Origin of the sequence: Leclercia sp. G3L (assembly GCF_021117075.1) — a bacterium.
In the GTDB taxonomy this organism is placed as follows: Bacteria; Pseudomonadota; Gammaproteobacteria; order Enterobacterales; family Enterobacteriaceae; genus Enterobacter; species Enterobacter adecarboxylatus_C.
Window position 1 is genome coordinate 2,270,157 of the sequence record NZ_CP088265.1, and the last position, 16,834, is coordinate 2,286,990.

Consider the following 16,834-nt stretch of genomic DNA (forward strand, 5'->3'; position numbering starts at 1 on the left):
ATCGTGAGGGGAAACATTCACATTAGTTAATCCACTCCACTCCCGCATCGGTTGTCAGCCAGCGTGGCGCCTTCAGGCGCTCGGCAAAATAGCCGGTTAACTCTGCCAGTAGATCGCTCATGGTGCGGGCGGTATCCGGTGCCAGCGTATTGCTGATTAACAGCCGGGCGATCGCTTCACAATAACCGCACAGCGCATCGGATTCCGGGGCAAACTCCGGCTGATGCAGGGGCAGGGAATCAACGGTGAGATACGCCTCAAGATCCCGGGGAATGGGCTCATGCAGCGTCGGTTTCAGCAGCGCCAGGCAGGCGGCGAGGCGGCCGCACAGGGCGATTTTCATTGTCGGATCCTCTTCGTACAGCATCGCTTCGCAGAAGCGTTCGCAGTTATCGGCCAGTTCGGTGAAGTCGGTATTGTGGTCGAAGGGGGCGGTAATGAGCGGGTTGATAGTAGCCATATTTATGTTCCATTAAGTGGTTTATTTACCGCCACCCGGAAATGCCAATTTCACGGGTGGCAGAACTGAACGGAGTTGGCATTACCGGCCTTAATGGATACCGGCGCGTCTAACGACGCCCCCGTCCAGCCCACCATAGAAGTGTTGCCAGACGCGCGGTGCGTTACAGCCCCGCTCACCATTAAGTTTAACCGGGATGCCAATCCCGACGCCAGATGTTGCTGACGTACCGACACCCTACGCCGCAAATAGCCACTGTTAAAGAAGGGAGATAAGGCAGATTTCATTCCTGCGAGGCGTCTTCAGGAAAAGATGTGAATGCGATGAATTGTTGCAGTTCAGCGGGAAGAAGGAGCGCAACAATGATGTTGCACGTCATTATCCTGGTTTGTTGTTCGCGGTGCTCTTGTCACACTTCGTCTCTGTAAGGATCAGAGATAATTAGGGTCGATACACTTCACAGGAGAGGAAAATGGTATATATCAGCAACATCATGATGATTCAGGGGCAACCGGCCATCATCACCTTTGAAGCTGAAATCGGTGCGTTTCGCGGTAAGTTCCTGAATGTCTCTGGTTACTGTGATTTTGTCGCGGACAGTATCGCCGGTCTGCATAAAGAGGGAGAAATCTCTTTGGCAGAATATTTACAGGATTGTCGTGAAGAAGGTATTCAGCCGTTTCGTGAAGAACAACAGGAACGGCTGACTGTTCGGGTATCTGGACGCCTGGGTGCCCGCCTGACGGCAGTTGCTAAACAGCATTCAATCTCTAAAAACCAGTTAATCGTTGAAGTGTTAGAGCGGGAACTGGCGTTGGTCTAACCGCGGCCGAAAAAACGAGTATTCCATTGCGGGCCAATACAGGGCCCGCATTCATAAGTTTATGCTGTCTTAGAATTACGCTACAGACTGCTGCGCTTTCTTCCTCTCAACCATCTCCGCCGCAGTAATGATCTGCTGATGTTCTGCCTGCATGCGCTCGTCGTGCTGAATTTCCCAGATATCCACGTTCAGCTGCAAGTTCAGCCAAAACTCAATGGTGGTATCAAAAGCCCGGGCTAGCCGTACGGCCATGTCCGTGGTCAGTTTTCGGTTGTTATTGACCAGCGCGCTGACGCTGTTTCTGTGCACGTTAAGCATCTCGGCCAGATCGGCAATTTTTAAATGCAGCGGCTCAAGAAACTCGTGAAGCAGAATATCGCCGGGTGTGGTCGGTTTACGGGTGCTGTTTGTGAATGCCATTTTATGACCTGCCTTGTTTAGCGGATGTCCCCATACGCATCGCTCATCGGTGAGCATTGTAGGTATGAGGATCAAGATAAATCCCTTTCGCCTTACCGCCTGACCAGATGAAAATCAGTCGGTATTGCCTGTTCACGCGTATCGAATAACAACCCAGAAGCGGCGAGCTCAACGCTTCAAGCTTGTTGCCGGGTGGGCTACGCAGATCCCGATACGAGGTCGCTGCGTTGATGATGTCGAGTTTTCGCATCAGAGCTGACGCTATCTCTGCCGGGATTTTTCCATGTGGACGTCCATATAGAAAAAAGTCCTCAAGCCAGGTATCGCGAAAGTCAGAGATGCTCCTTAACGTAAGTGGTGTGGTCATTCTCCATCCTGGTGAACGTAGGTCAGTTTAATGCACTTATGCACTGTGCGCAAGTGCGTTTATTTACATGTTCTGTAATGGCAAATTAACCTGGAGTTTTAGCGTGGGGAAGCGTAGCGCTGGGGAGAATGTAAGGTTTGCGAGGCGTCTTCAGAAAAGGGGAAGTGCGTAGGCCGGGTAAGGCGTAGCCGCCACCCGGCGATGTTGCAGCGTTAAAGCGTAAACGCCCCTTCCATGGTAATGACACAGCTGCCGCCCACCCGAACAACGGGTTTTCCTGACGAGGCGTCATACCCTGAATAAAGTACACTGGCCCGGCCCATATCAACGCCCTGGCTCACCTGTAGCGACAGCGTGGTTTTATCCCGATGCAGCGCCAGCAGGGCGGTCACCGCGGCGGTGGCGCTGCCGGTGGCCGGATCTTCCGTCATGCGCGGGGTCAACATCCGCGCCTGGAGATCGCCCTGTTCACCGGCATCTTTATCAAGGGTATAGGCATACACAGAGACCGCGCCATCCAGCGGCAGCACCGCGCGGAACCCCTGCAAATTCGGCACGCAGCGGCGAAGCGCGTCCCGGGAGGCGAGTTCCACCACCAGAAACGGCAGGCCAACCGAGGCGACAAGCGGGTTATGCACCTCGGTGCGGATATCCTCTGCGGTCAGGGACAGGCAGGCGGCGACCTGTTCCGGGCTGACTTCCGAGCGACAGGATAAGGCTTCCGGCGTGACCAGTTCGGCACCAGTCACCGTGCCGTTGTCTTTTAACAGCCTGACGGGAACCAGACCTGCAATTTCCTCGAGCAGCAGCGTCTCAGGCAGAGGCGTGTCATTCATCTCCGCATAGGTTGCCAGCACGTAAGCGGTGCCGACGTTGGGATGGCCCGCGAACGGAATTTCACGCGAGGGGGTAAAAATCCGCACCCGCGCCGTATGGGCAGCATCGTCCGGCGGAAGCACAAAGGTCGTTTCACTGTAGCCAAACTCAACGGCAATCCGCTGCATCTGCTCGGTGCTCAGATCCTCTGCATCTAAAACCACGGCGACGGGATTGCCCAGAAAGGGGGTATCAGTAAAAACATCAGCCACAACATAACGTCTTTTCATTTACTGTCCTGAATGAAGTGATTAAAAGCAATCCATGGATGGTACTTCCTTAGCGTGCAAATTAACAAAGACACTCACGGGAAAATGAAAAACGTCAGGGCAGATAGACTAAGGCGCATTGACGAACCTTCCACAGGAGAGCGCCGGATGTTCACCCATATGCGAATTGCCAGACCCGTTACCGACCCCGAACGATCGTTTCAGATGTACAGCCAGGGACTGGGCCTGCAAAAGATTGCTGACTTCCAGGATCATCAGGGATTCATCGGGATTATGGCAGGCAAGGAAGCGTTGTCCTGGCACCTCGAGTTTACGGTGTGTCACCATCATCCCGTCCAGCCCTCCCATACCGAAGAGGACCTGTTCGTTCTCTATTATCCCGATAAAGCGGAGTGGGAGCAGGCCTGCGCCCGGATGATCGACGCAGGTTTTACTGGCGTGGATTCCTTTAACCCCTACTGGGACGTTAACGGACGGACGTTCGTGGATCACGATGGCTACCGGGTCGTTTTGCAGAACCGGGCATGGTGATTTGACGCAGGGCTTATCACCTTCAGAACGGGCTGGCATGGCGGGCGACGATCGGCTCCCCGCTGACGGGATGGGCAAAATGCAGCTCGCTGGCGTGCAGCATCAGCCGTGGCGTCCGTTCGGTGCCGGGCGGCAGGAGCCCGCCATACAGATCGCAGCCCAGGATCGGGTGGCCCAGCTGCTGGCAGTGAATGCGCAGCTGGTGGGTGCGCCCGGTCTCCGGGGTGAGTTCAACCCGCGTCACCGGCACCGTCCCTTCGTGATAAAAACGCTCCACCACACGATAGCGGGAGCGGGCAGGTTTGCCGTTGATAGCGCAAATCGACATCAGCGGAAACAGAGCCGGATCTTTCGCAATGGGCGCATCTATCACCCCTTCGTCATCGGCCAGATGGCCGCAGAGCAGGGCGGTGTAGATCTTGGTCACGCTGCGCTGGCTGAACTGCTGGCAGAGGGCGGCATTGATCGCCTTGTTACGGGCAATCACCATCAGCCCGGAGGTACCAAAATCCAGGCGATGCACCAGGGTGCAGCCGGGAAAAGTCTGCACCAGCCGGTAATGCACGGAATCGAGATTTTGCGGATTCTTCCCCGACAGGCTCAGTAGCCCGCTGGGTTTATTGATCAGCACCAGATGATCGTCCTGCCACAGCGTCTCTATCGGGTCGTGGCACGGCGGGGCAATAAAGGTATCGATAATGGCAGACATCAGGCTGACCGGCGGATAAAAGAGGCGAGGATAATAACCAATTTGCCGCGGGCTGGCGAATCGGCTCTATTTGCCGGGTGGCGCTACGCTTACCCGACCTACAACACCCTCGTAGGCCCGTGCAAGCGCAGCGCCGCCGGGCATTATGTTGCCTGCGCAGGTTCTTCTTTCGTTTCCGGCGTTCGGCTGCTGGAGTAGATAAAGAACAACGCGATCCCCAGACAGACGATGGCCCCCAGACGGCTCATCGAAAACGGAATCGCCGCATTACCCAGCCAGCCGAAATTGTCGATCAGCATGCTCATGGTTAGCTGACCGAAAATCACCGCCACGGTAGCGACCGCCGTACCGATACGCTGCACGGCCAGCACCATGATCACGATGTACGGCACGCCGAACATCGCCCCCAGCAGCTGCCATTTGGGCACGTCCAGCAGGGTCACGGCCTGTTTCGGTTCAAAGAAGAAGATCAGCAGGGCGGTGATCAGCGCGCCGACGGAAAAGGTCAGGAACGCACTTTTAAAGACGCCTACTTTGCTGCCCAGCTGGCCGTTGATGGCGGCCTGAATGCTCAGCGTCGCACCGCCGATAACCGCCAGAATAATCATGATAAATGTCATACTGTTACCCCTGTGCAACCAGAACCAGCGCGGCGATGATGAACCCCAGCGCGATGATGCGTTTACTGTCAATTTTGCGGTGTGGCGTGCCCAGCAGGCCGTAGTGATCGATGATCAGGCTTTTAAAGACCTGGCCCGCCAGGATGCCAATCATGGTCATGGCGATGCCGATTGCCGGCGTGGCGATGGTCAGAATGATGACGTACACCGGGCCGAGCACCCCGCCCAGCAGCTGCCATGAGGGCTGGGCGAAAAACGACGGACTGTTGCGCGGGCTGAAAAACAGCATCAGCAAAAACGTCAGGGCGGCACCGACGCCAAACACGCTGAACGTTGCCCACAGATCGCCCACCTCGCCGCCGAGCGGCCCCAGCAGTCCTGCCTCGACGGACAGCCCCATGCCGCCCGCGATCGTGAATAAAATCAATATAAGTTGCATACCACGCCGTCTCTCCGTTGTTGAGGCCGGGAAGCGTACGCCTGTTTATCCGTGAGAAAAATGCCATAATGCAATAAACACCTGTGCAGGAAATGCATTAATGTACGATGCCGCAAACATCAATATTCGCTGGCTGCAGATCTTTATTGCGGTCTATGAAACACAGAATTTTTCGGTGGTGGCGCGTCGGGAGGGGATTTCGGCGTCGCAGGTTTCCCGCGTTATTCATCAGCTGGAAGATGCGCTCGGCCAGCAGCTGTTCTACCGCAATACGCGGGCGATTATCCCGACCGAGAGCGGCCATCTGTTTATTCGTTTTGCCCGCCAGATGCTCGGCAATCTTGACGAGGCGCGCCGGGAGCTGGACGAACGCAAGCGGGAGCCTTCTGGCATTATCCGCATCAACACCCCGGTCTTTTTCGGCCAGCGGCACATCGCCCCCGGCCTTCCCGGCCTGACGGAACGCTATCCCCGGCTCAGCATCGAGCTGACGTTGACCGATGATTATATCGATCCTCACCGGGATGCCGCCGACGTGATCTTTCGCATCGGCGCGCTGACCGACTCCTCTTTTCACGCCCGGGTGCTGGGCCAGCAGTTTTATCACCTCGCCGCCGCTCCGGCGTACCTGCGCAAATACGGCACGCCGAAAACGCCGGACGACATTATGGGGCATAAATGCCTGGTCTACCGCGGCTCGTCCGGCCCCAACCGCTGGCTGCTGCGTCAGCCCGGCGAGGCGTGGATCCACTATCCCGTTACGCCGCTGATGTCCTCCAATAACGCCGAAACCCTGCTTATTGCGGCGCTGGGCGGGATGGGGATTGTGCTGTTTCCGGACTGGCTGATTGGCGACCGGTTCCACAGCGGTGAGCTGGTGAAGCTGCTGCCGGACCACGAGACCTCCATTAATACCGAGCCCCTCAACATTGCGGCGATCTACCCCCATACGCGCCACCCGCCGCTGAACGTGCGGGCGGTCATTGATTACTACGTGGAAGTGTTTGGGTCGCCGCTTTACTGGCAGTCTGGGGCGAAGGGGGCATAACAGGAATCAAGCATGTCTGAACAGAATTTATCCAGAATGGGTGCGGCGAACGTCACGCTGATCGGCGATGAAGTGGAGCGTCGGGTCATCGAGAAATATCCCGTCAGTGAGGTGGAGTTTGCGTTTTATCACTCCGCTGCGCCGCGACTCCGCCATGCGGGTATCGCTTCTCCTGCGCTGCTGTTCGCTGATGCCTCCCGGCGCAAAATAAGGCTGGAATATATTCCCCACCCGGTGGAGCAGGACGCTGTAGCAGGCGATGAGGTGCTGTTGATGCTGGCCCGTCTGCACGATCATCCGCCGGATCCTTCATGGACTTATCATCCCCACGGCTGGTCAGCCGCCGCGCTTGAGGCCTCCCTCGCGCTGTTGGTTTTACCAGAAAGGGCTGCACAGCAGATGCGCCGTTTTCATCAGCACAGCGAGGCGCTGTTTCAGCATCCGGGTTTAATTTCCGGCGACAGTAATGCGGGTAACTGGGGCCGAAGAGATAACGGCGAGTGGGTGCTTTTTGACTGGGAACGGTTTGGCACGGGAAGTCCGGCTATCGACCTCGCCCCCCTGATTAAGGGAATGGGCACCCTTCAGGCATTCAATACGCTGGCCGATCGTTATAGTCTTATTGCCTGTTATCCCGGCGTTCGTGACTTCGCCAAGGAGATCGCCATAGCGAAAGCCTGGATTGTGACGGAGGTGGTTTTACTGCTGCATGCGCGGCAGAAAAGCGATTTTCAGGCCTACCTCAGCTGGTACAGAGAGCATCTTCCTGGCTGGTTAGCGCGCACCGTCAACATACTCTGAATACCTGCATGGGGAATAGTAATGCGTCAACTGTCTGTCCTGTTCTGTCTGCTGTTACTCACCGGCTGCGTCGTCAGTTCGCCGCAGAAAGCGCAATTTAATGCGGAGTATCCGAACCGCCAGGATATTCGCAGCCACACGGTGTACCGCTTTATGACGAAACCGCTTCAGCCGGGCGGGGGAAAATACTACGGCGCAAACGATCTGGCCGAGACTCTGTATGTCAGAGCCGACAACGCGGCGATGGTGGAGTTACGCTTCAACTATCCTGGCAGATCGCTGCAGGTGAAATCGCTGGATGCGCAAAACAGAACGCTGCGGGAGGAGACCTACGCGCTGCTGGATGAGTCGGCGGCAAAACCGTCCGATGCCGAAAGCCGGTACTTCTTCCTGAGCAAAGAGGGCGTGCTGTTAACGAAGTTTAAAAATTGCACCCCGGATATGAGCGTCGGTTGCCGCTGGCAGGATCGGACGCTGTTTATTACCCGCAGCGGCGATATGGCGGTGCAGTTAGCCAGCGGAACGGCGGGCATGGCGTTTCTGGTGATCCCGTTTTATGGCTCGGAGAAATATCTGGAGATTTTCCCGAAGGTTTCGGGTACGTAGCGCTTGTGCGACAACGCCGGGTGGCGGCTACGCCTTGCCCGGCCTACAAAACTCATCAATTGTTATTATTGTTTTTACTCATGGAGCTAATAAGACTGTAACTACGTTCATTATCTTCCAGGGTTACGCACATGTTTGTGTCATGGTGGTTAATTGTTCCTGTCGTTACAGGGGTCGCGATACTCTTCATTATGGTTTCCCGTCTCTCCAATGAAGTGGATAAACTTGAAACGGCGTTAGAAGAGAGCCGGGGACAGCTGAAGTCCCTCGGCCATAACGCTGAGGCGTTCAAACAGGCGAATCGACGCGTGTCTGAAAATTTGCTGCGGGCAAAAAGTTAAACACGGCAGACGGTTCAACCCCCTTAAATAAATCATCTTCTATACTCTGATACGTTTAGTGGAATATGCCGCTGTTCTTCATACTGCGCTGTTTTTTTAGCGTGTACGAGAATGAAAATAGCTGCAACTGCCCATGAAAACGCCGTTTGAGTGACTTGTTTATTTTATAAGGGGACTTCCTGGTATGTTGCACTCTCAACCCTCCCGCGTCGGCAGCATATTGCTGTTGCTGGCCGCGGTCATTGGCTTCGCGGTGGCGTTATATGCCTGGCTGACACCGCTTACAGGCGTCACCGGCACTATTGGTGCGCTGGGCGTGGCCATCGCCTGCGTATTTCTGGCAATACTGAGCTTTATTTTGCGTGCCGCATCCCGTCGCGGCGGGCGCATTTTCCTGATTATTGTCACCCTCGTGTTCTTGTTTGGGATTGGTTTTGCAGCCGCGCTGCTGCACCAGTACATCATTACGGCAGCTATGGTGGTCGGCCTGATTGGTCTGATTATGCTGAGCAGCAATTCCGTTCGTCACAATCCCCGCGTCAGAGCCTGAGGAGCCACCCGTGCATAACGATAAACACTATTCCGTCTTTAAGGTCAGCATGACAGCGCTGGCGCTGCTGGTTACTCCACTCTCGCTGCAGGCGCAGGATAAAGCCGCTGAAGCCTCTCAGGGGACTCAGGAAGAGCTTAATGTGGACGCGGCCGATCAGCAGGCGCCGGGCACCACAAAAACCACTGACGAGGCATCCACCGGTCAGGAAGGCGGAGAGAAAGCCGCGTCGGTCAAGCAACCTGCGTCCCCGCTGGTGCCCTCTGCGGCCACCTGGGACAGTTTCCATGGGCAGCTTAACGCGCAGAAATACAGTCCGCTGACGCAGATTACGGCGGATAACGTCGGTAAATTAACAAAAGTCTGGGAGTTCCATACCGGCGACGTCTCGGATGGTAAAGGCGACACCCCGGCTACCGTCTGGTCCGCCACGCCCATCTTCGCAAATGAGACGCTCTACATCGGTACCCCTTTCGATCGCCTGATTGCGCTGGATCCGGGCACGGGTAAAGAGAAGTGGCACTATGACACCAAATCGTCACGCAAGGCGCTGACCCAGCCGGTGCTGAAAAACCGCGGCGTCTCTTACTGGCAGGCAAAAAATCCGGTCGCCGGAGAGGCGTGTCAGAAGATGGTTTATATGGGCACCGTTGACGGCAAGCTCTTCGCGCTGGATGCCGATTCCGGCAAGCCGTGCAGCAGCTTTGCGGACAATGGCGTGCTGGACATCAATCAGTGGAACACGGTTAATGCCAAGTACCCGCTATCTATCCTGCAGCCGCCGACCGTCGTGGGCGACCATCTGATTGTGGGCTGGGCCGGTAAAGACTGGGCCTATGCCGAAGCGCCTCCGGGCAGCGTATTTTCCATCAATGCCCGCACCGGCGAGCGCGAATGGACCTTTGATGCGATCCCGGCTGAGATCCGCCAACGTACCGGGACGGCCAACGTCTGGACGCACATGTCCGCCGATGAGGCCAACGGCCTGGTCTATCTCCCGGTTTCATCTCCGTCCCCCAACTACTGGGGTGGCAACCGCGTCGATCCTATTCCACTCGGCACCTCTACCACCGCGCTGGACATCAACACCGGTAAAGTCGTCTGGTCTCGTCAGTGGGTGCACCACGACGTGTGGGATTACGATATCAACTCTGCGCCGACGCTGATGGATATCACCGTAAACGGTAAGCAGATCCCGGCGCTGATTCAGGCCACCAAGCAGGGCTTTTTGTTTGTGGTTAACCGTCTGACGGGCGAAGACGTCTGGCCTATCGAAGAGCGTCCGGTACCGCAGGGCGATGGTTCGGTGCAGGGCGAAGTTCTCTCGCCAACGCAACCTTTCCCGACGAAACCTGCGCCGCTGCTCGATCAGTCGAAAAAACCAGAGATCTGGAAGCTGGCGGATGTCGTCGGTGCCGGGCAGTGTACTCGCCTGTGGGACAATCTCACCTATGACGGCATGTACACGCCGCCTGTCACCAAAGGCGAAGGCACGCTCACCTATCCGGACAGCGCCGGCGGCGTGCAGTGGGGCGGGGTGGCGTTCGATCCACACAAGCAGATTGCGATCGTTAACACCTCTCATATCGTGCAGTACGTGAAGCTCTACAGCCGTGAAGATTACGATAAAGCGGATAAAAGCGCCGGGAATGAGAGCGGTTTTGCGCCTCAGGAAGGGGCACCTTATGGTCTGCGCCTGATGGTGGCGAATAACTGGCTGGGTATGCCGTGCTGGAAGCCGCCGTTTGGTGAAATCGTGGCGCTGGATATGCATACCGGTGATGTGAAGTGGCGTCGTCCTGTTGGCGCATCGCAGCAGTATGGCTTCTTTATGCCGGAAAGCTGGGGTTCACCCACCATTGGCGGCCCGGCGGTGACGGCGGGGGGCGTGATCTTTATCGGTGCCTCGATGGATGCCAAAGTGCGCGCCTACTCGGTGGAGAGCGGTGAAGAGCTGTGGGCCGATCAGGTTGAAGCCCCTGCGGTAGCGAACCCGTCGGTCTATGAGTACAAAGGCCGTCAGTATGTGGCGTTCGTCGCAGGCGGGAATACTATCCTGAAGGACCAGGTGGGCGATCAGGTGGTGGTGTACGCATTGCCTGAATAATGCCGTTCACATACCCCAAGGGCTGAATTATCCCCGGTAATTTTATTGCTTTTAACGCAATGGAATAACTCAATGATAATAAATGGCCTACAGCGGCGCCCTGGTTCGGCTGAACCTCGCCAAAGCGTTTTCGGAAGGCCGGGGCGAAGCGCAGGGACGCGCCGGGAGGGCATAGCCTGCAGGGATGCAGGCTGGTGAACAGCTTACCGGGGATCCCACGCCCCGGTGGGCGAGGGCATCGACCGTGCAACCCCGAAACTCATCAAAGGTTAACGACCCGATTTGCCGCGTCGCTTTGGCTCTGAACGCTTCACCGCAGAATATCAGCGCTTCGGTACCATATTTGGCAGGTGAACAACGATAGATACTATGAAAGGATAAATATGAAGGTTAGCCTTTATATCCTGGACGCTCAGGGACGCTACTTCACCGGATGGCGTCCTTTTTTTGATTCATAGAATATGCATGAGCCTGATAGCGGATTAAGCAAGACTCAATGCTTTCCTCGACATGGAGGCGCGGATGAAAATCTACTGGACGTTAAAAAGCATTCCTGAACTTTCACATCTTACGTTTCAGGAGCGCGGCAAGCGCTGGCGAAGCGCGTATAAACTCATTTTTCGTCACTGGCAAACATGGTGTGGACTGCTGATCTGTGGTCTGTGCGTGGGGGCAGGCTCTTCTTATTATGGTACGCCGGGCCTGATAATATCAGGCGGGTTGGGCGGCTTCATATACGGGAATATCGCGGTTTATGTTGCTCGCCGCTATTATCGGGATAAGTTTATCCGCTAATAAGTATGACCCTGCATTCTATCTCCTGCGGCAAACCCATTAATTCTTTCCTCTCTACTTACCTGAAGCTATCCAGCGCAAATGCACCCAGGATTCGCTACAGTTCGACCCTCGATTTGGCGCAGGACAGGATGTTTTCAAAGCGCTTACGCGACTGATTGAGCACGCAGATCCATCCTGGCGCACATAGCTGATACCGTGGAGCGTTGGACTGTGTTGTTTCAGGCCGGGTGAGGCGCAGCCGCCACCCGGCAATACTTCCCGTTCACACCAGCCCTCTCCCAAAAGGAGAGGGTAAACACTATCTTTCCCTCAGCGCCTCTTTCGCCCGGTTGAACGGCTTAATCATATAATCCATCACCGATTTCTCTCCGGTCTTGATATCCACCGTGGCAATCATCCCCGGCACGATGGAGAAGTGCCTGCCCGCTTTGTTGACCAGGTAATCCTGGCTGGTGCGGATAAACACCCGGTAGTAGAACACTTCCGGTTTGGCCTCATCCTGGATGGTGTCCGGCGAAATGGTCTCCACCACGCCGTCCAGCCCGCCGTAAATGGCGTAGTCGTAGGCGGTGATCTTCACCAGCGCCTTCTGGCCGGGGTGGATAAAGGCGATATCGCGCGGCGACAGGCGAGTCTCAATCAGCAGGTGGTCGTCCACCGGCACAATCTCCATCATCTCGCCGTTCGGCGGGATCACGCCGCCGATGGTGGTCACCTTGATGTTCTTCACGATGCCGCGCACCGGAGAGGTTACCGTCAGGCGGGTGACCGAGTCCTCACGCCCCTTCAGCACCGCCGAGACCATATCCACTTCGGCATTGGATTTGGACAGCGCCTCCCGGGCCTGGACGTAATACTGCGAGCGCAGGTCGGTGAGTTTCAGCTCCAGGTCGCTCTTCTGACGCTGCAGGCGCAGAGCTTCGACGTGGCTGGCGGCGCCGGTTTTCACCAGTCGCTGGGTGATGGCGAGTTCCGCGTTAACCAGCTCCAGCGCCTGGCGCAGCTCGCGGCGCGAGTCTTCCAGCTGCTGGCGGCGGGAGTTGTAGAGCCGGGTTTCGGCGGCGATCAGGTCGGTCCATTTCGCCAGCTCGGGTGGGAAAGTAAGCGGCAGATCGTTCACCTCCGCATGCAGACGGGCGCTGGAGGCCAGCGACGCCCGGTAGCGGGCGGCGCTTTCACCAACGTTGGATTCGGAGCGGGTCGGGTCGAGGCGCGCCAGCACCTGGCCGGCCTGCACCTGATCCCCCTCGTGAACCTTCAGCTCGGCGAGGATCCCGCCGTCGAGGGACTGTAACACCTGCTCGCGGGAGCTGGGGATCACCTTCCCGGTGCCGGTGGAGACCTCATCGAGAATGCTGTACCACGCCCACACCCCGGCGACGACAAACAGCAGCAGGCTGAAGATCACAATGCTTCTGGCCCCGGTATAGCCGCTCTCGGAGCCGAGGGCGTTATCCAGGTCGTCCATCGCGGCGGCATCATGCTGATTGATTTTCATTTTTCCACTCCCGGCCATTCGCCTGCTGTTGCTGCTGCATCCGGCTGTTGCTCAGCGCCTGGGCTTTCGGCGCATCCATCACCAGCATTCCCTCTTTCAGCACCACCACGCGCTCCACCAGCTCCAGCATCGGCACCCGGTGGGTGGCGACGATCAGGGTCCGGTTGCCCAGCCACTGGCTCAGGCGCTGGATAAACTCGCGTTCGGTATGCTCATCCAGCGAGGCGGTAGGTTCGTCCAGCAGGACGACGTTGGGATCGCGCAGGAACATACGTGCCAGCAAAATCGACTGGCGCTGGCCGCCGGAGAGCCCAACGCCGTTCTCCATGATCGGATGGTCCAGTCCCTTCGCCAGCTTCTGCACAAAGGTGGCCGCCCCGCACATCTCCAGCACGGCAAAAATCTCTTCGTCGGTGGCGCGCGGCATCCCGAGGGTGATGTTTTCGCGCAGGGTGCCGTAAAACAGCCGCGCGTTCTGGCTCATCAGGCCGACGTTGCGGCGCACGTCCGCCATGTCGAGATGGGGCAGGCTGAGGTTGTCGAGCCGCAGCTCGCCGCCGACCAGATCCATACCGCCCACCATCGCCTGCAGCAGGGTCGATTTGCCCGCGCCGTTACGGCCGAGGATCGCCACGTGCTCGCCGGGTTTGATCTCCAGCCGGTTGATGCGCAGGGCCGGGTTTTGCGCGTCGCCCGCGTAGGCAAACTGCGCCTGATCGAACAGGTAGTGGCCGCGCAGCACGTCCTGGCGGATCGGCGTCTCTTCACGCTGGTTCTCGGTCGGCAGCTGCATGATGTTGTCCAGCCCCTCTTTGGCGGCCTTGACCTGCTGCCAGCGGGCCAGCACACCGCACAGGGTTGCCATCGGGGCGATCATCCGCGAGGCCAGCATCGAGGCGGCCACCACCGCACCGGTGGTCATCTCGCCTTCGATCACCATCGGGGCGCCCACCACAATCACCGCGGTGTAGACCAGGCTCTGAATGGTCATCCCCCAGCTGATGAGGCCCTGGGTCAGCTCGCGGGTCTTCAGGCCCGACTCGGCGGTGATCTGAACGTAGCTGTTCCACTGTTGCAGGAAGCGGTTCTCCGCCTGCATCAGCTTGATGTCCTCCAGCCCCTGCACGCTCTCCACCAGCACGGCGTTGCGCAGGGTCGATTCATGAGCCGCCTGCTTTGCCAGCGCCGCCAGCTTTTTCTGCAGCAGCAGGCCCGGGAGGACCATCAGCACCGCCGCCACCGGGGCGATCCACGCCAGCGACGGGGCGATGATCGCCAGTACCCCCACAAAGAGGAAGAAGAAGGGCAGGTCGACAATGGTTGAGATGGTCGAGGAGGTCACCATCTCGCGGATCTGCTCCAGCTCGCGCAGCTGGGAGATAAAGCTGCCGGTAGAGCGGGGCACCGCGCTGTTGCGCAGGCGCAGGGCATGGCCGAACACCCGGTCCGATACGCGCAGGTCAGCGCGTTTTCCCAGCAGGTCCATAATGTGGCTGCGGGCGAGACGCAGGATAAAGCCGAACAGGGTGGCGATCAGCACCCCGATGGTCAGCACGTACAGGGTAGGGTAGGACTGAGCCGGGATCACCCGGTCATAGACCTGCATCGAGAACAAAATTCCGGCCAGCGACAGCAGGTTGATGAACAGCGCCGCCAGCATCACGTAGGTGTAGGGGCGCAGGTCGCGCATCACCAGGCGGTAGAGCCAGTCCGGGCGGTACTTTGAGATATAGGCATCCACGCGGCTGTCTTTCAACGCCGCCAGCGGGCGCAGGGCCACCACCTGATGAATGGCCGGCAGCAGCTTCGCCAGCGAGATGCGGTTGGTCTGCGCCTTGCCGTCAAAGAAGCAGACGTCGAGCATGTCTTCGCCGTCGAAATGTTCAATCACCCCGATCTTGCCGTCGTTCAGCTCCACCACCACCGGCAGACGCCAGCTGTTGATGGACTCTTCGCCGTTGCTCAGCAGCCGAAAGGAGAGCCCTGCCTCGCGGGCCAGCCCGGTGAGGGCCGGGGTTTTGCTTTTCCCCTGCAGCCAGGGGGCACCGGCCACCAGCGCGCCCGGGGAGCAGGCCACCCGGTAGCGGGTGGCGACATAGCCAAACGCCTGCGCCCAGTGCTCCAGCGCCTCCTGCGTCAGTGGCTCCTCGTGAAGGATATCGTCTCGCGTCATGGCTGGATCTCCACTGACTGAATGGTGTGGTTTTCAAGGTCGAAGGCGTTGCGCATCCGCCCGGTGTTATACAGGCAGTTGATCTGCAACTGATGCAGCTGTCCGGCGGTTTGCCACTGGGTAAAGCGAGTCTGGAAGACCTCCTGCTCGGCGTTCAGCACGTCCAGCAGCGGGCGGGAGCCGAGATCCAGATACTGCTGCTGATAGAGTTCGCGGGTGCGCTGGCTGAGGGTCTCCTGGCGGGACTGAATTTGCAGGGTGCTCATCAGGCTCATCACCTGGCTTTTGGACTCCAGCAGTTTCTGCCGCACATCCAGCCGGGTGCGCTGCACGTTGGACTGGGCCGCCTCCACCGCGTGGCTGGCGGCGTTGCGCCGGGCGCTCAGGCCGCCGCCCTGGTAGATGGGCATCTCGACGTTGACCGACACGTTGTACTGGGTTTTATCCAGGGTGTCGTGACCGGGGTAGCGATTGTTTATGTAGTGGCGAACCTCCGGCTCCAGCGAGACGGTGGGGGTCATCTGGGCGTTGGCGTAGTCGAGATTCGCCTGGGCCACGTTGGCCTGTGCCCAGGAAGAAAGCACCGCGGGCACCAGCCGGTCATCCGGCTCCTTGATGTCGCAGCTTTGGGCCAGTTTAGCCGGGAAGGCGTTGCTGACCGCGTTGAGGTTGCTCCAGCCGAGGTTGCTCATCAGCGTGGCGCGGGCGCTGTCGAGATTCGCCTGATACTGCATCAGCTGCGAGCGCGCCCCTTCGATACGGGCGTCGGTCTGCACCACGTCGGAGAGCGAGGTGGCCCCTTCGTCATTACGCTGGCGCGTCAGCGTGCCGATGCTGCTCAGCGCCTCAAGCTGCTCTTCGGCGGTCTCCACCATCTGCTGCCACATCTGCACCTGCACCAGCGCGGTGGCGGTATCCCGGGCGATGGTATCAATGCTCAGCAACACGTTGGCCTGCTGCTGGACCACGCCCGCGTCTTCGGCCCGCACCTGGCTGGCGACCTTGCCGAAGTCATAGAGCATCTGGGAGAGGGAGAGCACCACGGAGGGGGTAAAACCGGTGTCGCTGGAGTTATTGCTGTAGCCGTTGTTGATGCCGGCGCTGATCTGCGGGTAGTACTTCGATTTGGCGACGTCGACCTGCTGGATCTGTTCGTAGAGTTTGCCCACCGCTTCGCGAATGGTGGGGTGCCAGTTAACGGCGCGTGTCACCGCATCGCCCAGGGTTAAGGTGCCGGGCGCGGCCTGGCTTGTCGGCAGGGCGACCCGTCCATTCAGAGAGGGCAGCTCCTGGTTTTCGCTTAATTGCCCAAAATTAATGACCGCAGGCGAGTCGGCCGCCAGGGCGTGCCCGGACAACAGGCAGCACCCCAGCCACCAGCAAGGTACTTTGTTCATGGCATTATCCCTAAAAAACTGAACAACTTTATAATGTTAA

Annotated in this window: 19 protein-coding genes; 9 read left to right on the forward strand and 10 right to left on the reverse strand. The window is 58.1% G+C overall.

The genetic code is table 11. The annotated features are described in order from the left end of the window. Positions 1-22: 22 nt before the first annotated feature. The gene (locus tag LRS40_RS12360; RefSeq protein WP_231313804.1) at positions 23-460 is read right to left on the reverse strand and encodes a hypothetical protein; all 438 of its coding nucleotides are present in this window, start codon (positions 458-460) and stop codon (positions 23-25) included. Positions 461-932: 472 nt separating this feature from the next. On the opposite strand from LRS40_RS12360, the gene LRS40_RS12365 reads away from it, so the two are divergent. After that, complete coding sequence (locus tag LRS40_RS12365; protein WP_231313805.1) at positions 933-1,283, forward strand: type II toxin-antitoxin system HicB family antitoxin; 351 nt, start codon at positions 933-935, stop codon at positions 1,281-1,283. A 75-nt stretch (positions 1,284-1,358) separates the two neighbouring features. Here LRS40_RS12365 and LRS40_RS12370 read toward each other — a convergent pair whose 3' ends face one another. The 3 genes from LRS40_RS12370 to LRS40_RS12380 form a co-directional block, all read right to left on the reverse strand. Then, positions 1,359-1,703 (reverse strand): HigA family addiction module antitoxin, encoded by a 345-nt coding sequence (locus LRS40_RS12370; protein WP_142486806.1) that lies wholly within the window; start codon positions 1,701-1,703, stop codon positions 1,359-1,361. A 43-nt stretch (positions 1,704-1,746) separates the two neighbouring features. Then, entirely contained in the window at positions 1,747-2,070 is a 324-nt protein-coding gene (locus LRS40_RS12375) for a type II toxin-antitoxin system RelE/ParE family toxin (RefSeq protein WP_156264453.1), read from the reverse strand. A gap of 212 nt (positions 2,071-2,282) precedes the next feature. Further along, positions 2,283-3,176: a PhzF family phenazine biosynthesis protein gene (locus LRS40_RS12380; protein ID WP_231313806.1), complete on the reverse strand. Its 894-nt coding sequence runs from the start codon at positions 3,174-3,176 to the stop codon at positions 2,283-2,285. Between the two features lie 147 nt (positions 3,177-3,323). Here LRS40_RS12380 and LRS40_RS12385 point away from each other — a divergent pair, with 147 nt between their 5' ends. Next, positions 3,324-3,707: a VOC family protein gene (locus LRS40_RS12385; RefSeq protein WP_231313807.1), complete on the forward strand. Its 384-nt coding sequence runs from the start codon at positions 3,324-3,326 to the stop codon at positions 3,705-3,707. A 22-nt stretch (positions 3,708-3,729) separates the two neighbouring features. Here the strand turns inward: LRS40_RS12385 and LRS40_RS12390 are convergent, their stop codons facing one another. The 3 genes from LRS40_RS12390 to LRS40_RS12400 all read right to left on the reverse strand — a co-directional run bounded on the left by LRS40_RS12390 (position 3,730) and on the right by LRS40_RS12400 (position 5,475). After that, complete coding sequence (locus tag LRS40_RS12390) at positions 3,730-4,416, reverse strand: RluA family pseudouridine synthase (RefSeq protein WP_231313808.1); 687 nt, start codon at positions 4,414-4,416, stop codon at positions 3,730-3,732. A 143-nt stretch (positions 4,417-4,559) separates the two neighbouring features. After that, entirely contained in the window at positions 4,560-5,036 is a 477-nt protein-coding gene (locus tag LRS40_RS12395) for a DMT family transporter (RefSeq protein WP_142486801.1), read from the reverse strand. A 4-nt stretch (positions 5,037-5,040) separates the two neighbouring features. Beyond that, positions 5,041-5,475 carry a DMT family transporter gene (locus LRS40_RS12400; protein ID WP_142486800.1) on the reverse strand — a complete coding sequence of 145 codons (435 nt, stop codon included), beginning with the start codon at positions 5,473-5,475 and terminating at the stop codon, positions 5,041-5,043. Positions 5,476-5,575: 100 nt separating this feature from the next. Between LRS40_RS12400 and LRS40_RS12405 the strand changes: the two genes are divergently transcribed. The 7 genes from LRS40_RS12405 to LRS40_RS12435 all read left to right on the forward strand — a co-directional run bounded on the left by LRS40_RS12405 (position 5,576) and on the right by LRS40_RS12435 (position 11,723). After that, the gene (locus LRS40_RS12405; protein WP_231313809.1) at positions 5,576-6,523 is read left to right on the forward strand and encodes a LysR family transcriptional regulator; all 948 of its coding nucleotides are present in this window, start codon (positions 5,576-5,578) and stop codon (positions 6,521-6,523) included. Between the two features lie 12 nt (positions 6,524-6,535). Next, positions 6,536-7,324, forward strand: a complete 789-nt coding sequence (locus LRS40_RS12410) for a phosphotransferase family protein (RefSeq protein ID WP_231313810.1) — start codon at positions 6,536-6,538, stop codon at positions 7,322-7,324. A 21-nt stretch (positions 7,325-7,345) separates the two neighbouring features. After that, complete coding sequence (locus LRS40_RS12415; RefSeq protein WP_231313811.1) at positions 7,346-7,930, forward strand: hypothetical protein; 585 nt, start codon at positions 7,346-7,348, stop codon at positions 7,928-7,930. A 131-nt stretch (positions 7,931-8,061) separates the two neighbouring features. After that, complete coding sequence (locus LRS40_RS12420) at positions 8,062-8,271, forward strand: hypothetical protein (protein ID WP_142486797.1); 210 nt, start codon at positions 8,062-8,064, stop codon at positions 8,269-8,271. A 184-nt stretch (positions 8,272-8,455) separates the two neighbouring features. Then, entirely contained in the window at positions 8,456-8,821 is a 366-nt protein-coding gene (locus tag LRS40_RS12425) for a hypothetical protein (protein ID WP_231313812.1), read from the forward strand. Between the two features lie 10 nt (positions 8,822-8,831). Continuing rightward, positions 8,832-10,928, forward strand: a complete 2,097-nt coding sequence (locus LRS40_RS12430) for a pyrroloquinoline quinone-dependent dehydrogenase (protein WP_231313813.1) — start codon at positions 8,832-8,834, stop codon at positions 10,926-10,928. Positions 10,929-11,450: 522 nt separating this feature from the next. Continuing rightward, complete coding sequence (locus LRS40_RS12435; protein ID WP_231313814.1) at positions 11,451-11,723, forward strand: hypothetical protein; 273 nt, start codon at positions 11,451-11,453, stop codon at positions 11,721-11,723. 301 nt (positions 11,724-12,024) lie between these two features. Here the strand turns inward: LRS40_RS12435 and LRS40_RS12440 are convergent, their stop codons facing one another. From LRS40_RS12440 to LRS40_RS12450, 3 genes are read right to left on the reverse strand one after another with little or no spacing between them, the layout of a single operon-like run. Then, a complete protein-coding gene (locus LRS40_RS12440) occupies positions 12,025-13,194 on the reverse strand; it encodes an HlyD family efflux transporter periplasmic adaptor subunit (RefSeq protein WP_142490014.1) in 1,170 nt (389 codons plus the stop codon). 10 nt (positions 13,195-13,204) lie between these two features. Further along, positions 13,205-15,397 (reverse strand): type I secretion system permease/ATPase, encoded by a 2,193-nt coding sequence (locus tag LRS40_RS12445; RefSeq protein ID WP_142486793.1) that lies wholly within the window; start codon positions 15,395-15,397, stop codon positions 13,205-13,207. Next, a complete protein-coding gene (locus LRS40_RS12450) occupies positions 15,394-16,794 on the reverse strand; it encodes a TolC family outer membrane protein (protein ID WP_142486792.1) in 1,401 nt (466 codons plus the stop codon). The genes LRS40_RS12445 and LRS40_RS12450 overlap by 4 nt, the downstream gene beginning before the upstream one ends. Between the last annotated feature and the right edge of the window lie 40 nt (positions 16,795-16,834).

Bases quoted from the DNA above. Each gene is read 5' to 3' on its own strand.
- LRS40_RS12360 (WP_231313804.1), bottom strand. From the start codon at position 460: ATGGCTACTATCAACCCGCTCATTACCGCCCCCTTCGACCACAATACC.
- LRS40_RS12365 (WP_231313805.1), top strand. From the start codon at position 933: ATGGTATATATCAGCAACATCATGATGATTCAGGGGCAACCGGCCATC.
- LRS40_RS12370 (WP_142486806.1), bottom strand. From the start codon at position 1,703: ATGGCATTCACAAACAGCACCCGTAAACCGACCACACCCGGCGATATT.
- LRS40_RS12375 (WP_156264453.1), bottom strand. From the start codon at position 2,070: ATGACCACACCACTTACGTTAAGGAGCATCTCTGACTTTCGCGATACC.
- LRS40_RS12380 (WP_231313806.1), bottom strand. From the start codon at position 3,176: ATGAAAAGACGTTATGTTGTGGCTGATGTTTTTACTGATACCCCCTTT.
- LRS40_RS12385 (WP_231313807.1), top strand. From the start codon at position 3,324: ATGTTCACCCATATGCGAATTGCCAGACCCGTTACCGACCCCGAACGA.
- LRS40_RS12390 (WP_231313808.1), bottom strand. From the start codon at position 4,416: ATGTCTGCCATTATCGATACCTTTATTGCCCCGCCGTGCCACGACCCG.
- LRS40_RS12395 (WP_142486801.1), bottom strand. From the start codon at position 5,036: ATGACATTTATCATGATTATTCTGGCGGTTATCGGCGGTGCGACGCTG.
- LRS40_RS12400 (WP_142486800.1), bottom strand. From the start codon at position 5,475: ATGCAACTTATATTGATTTTATTCACGATCGCGGGCGGCATGGGGCTG.
- LRS40_RS12405 (WP_231313809.1), top strand. From the start codon at position 5,576: ATGTACGATGCCGCAAACATCAATATTCGCTGGCTGCAGATCTTTATT.
- LRS40_RS12410 (WP_231313810.1), top strand. From the start codon at position 6,536: ATGTCTGAACAGAATTTATCCAGAATGGGTGCGGCGAACGTCACGCTG.
- LRS40_RS12415 (WP_231313811.1), top strand. From the start codon at position 7,346: ATGCGTCAACTGTCTGTCCTGTTCTGTCTGCTGTTACTCACCGGCTGC.
- LRS40_RS12420 (WP_142486797.1), top strand. From the start codon at position 8,062: ATGTTTGTGTCATGGTGGTTAATTGTTCCTGTCGTTACAGGGGTCGCG.
- LRS40_RS12425 (WP_231313812.1), top strand. From the start codon at position 8,456: ATGTTGCACTCTCAACCCTCCCGCGTCGGCAGCATATTGCTGTTGCTG.
- LRS40_RS12435 (WP_231313814.1), top strand. From the start codon at position 11,451: ATGAAAATCTACTGGACGTTAAAAAGCATTCCTGAACTTTCACATCTT.
- LRS40_RS12440 (WP_142490014.1), bottom strand. From the start codon at position 13,194: ATGGACGACCTGGATAACGCCCTCGGCTCCGAGAGCGGCTATACCGGG.
- LRS40_RS12445 (WP_142486793.1), bottom strand. From the start codon at position 15,397: ATGACGCGAGACGATATCCTTCACGAGGAGCCACTGACGCAGGAGGCG.
- LRS40_RS12450 (WP_142486792.1), bottom strand. From the start codon at position 16,794: ATGAACAAAGTACCTTGCTGGTGGCTGGGGTGCTGCCTGTTGTCCGGG.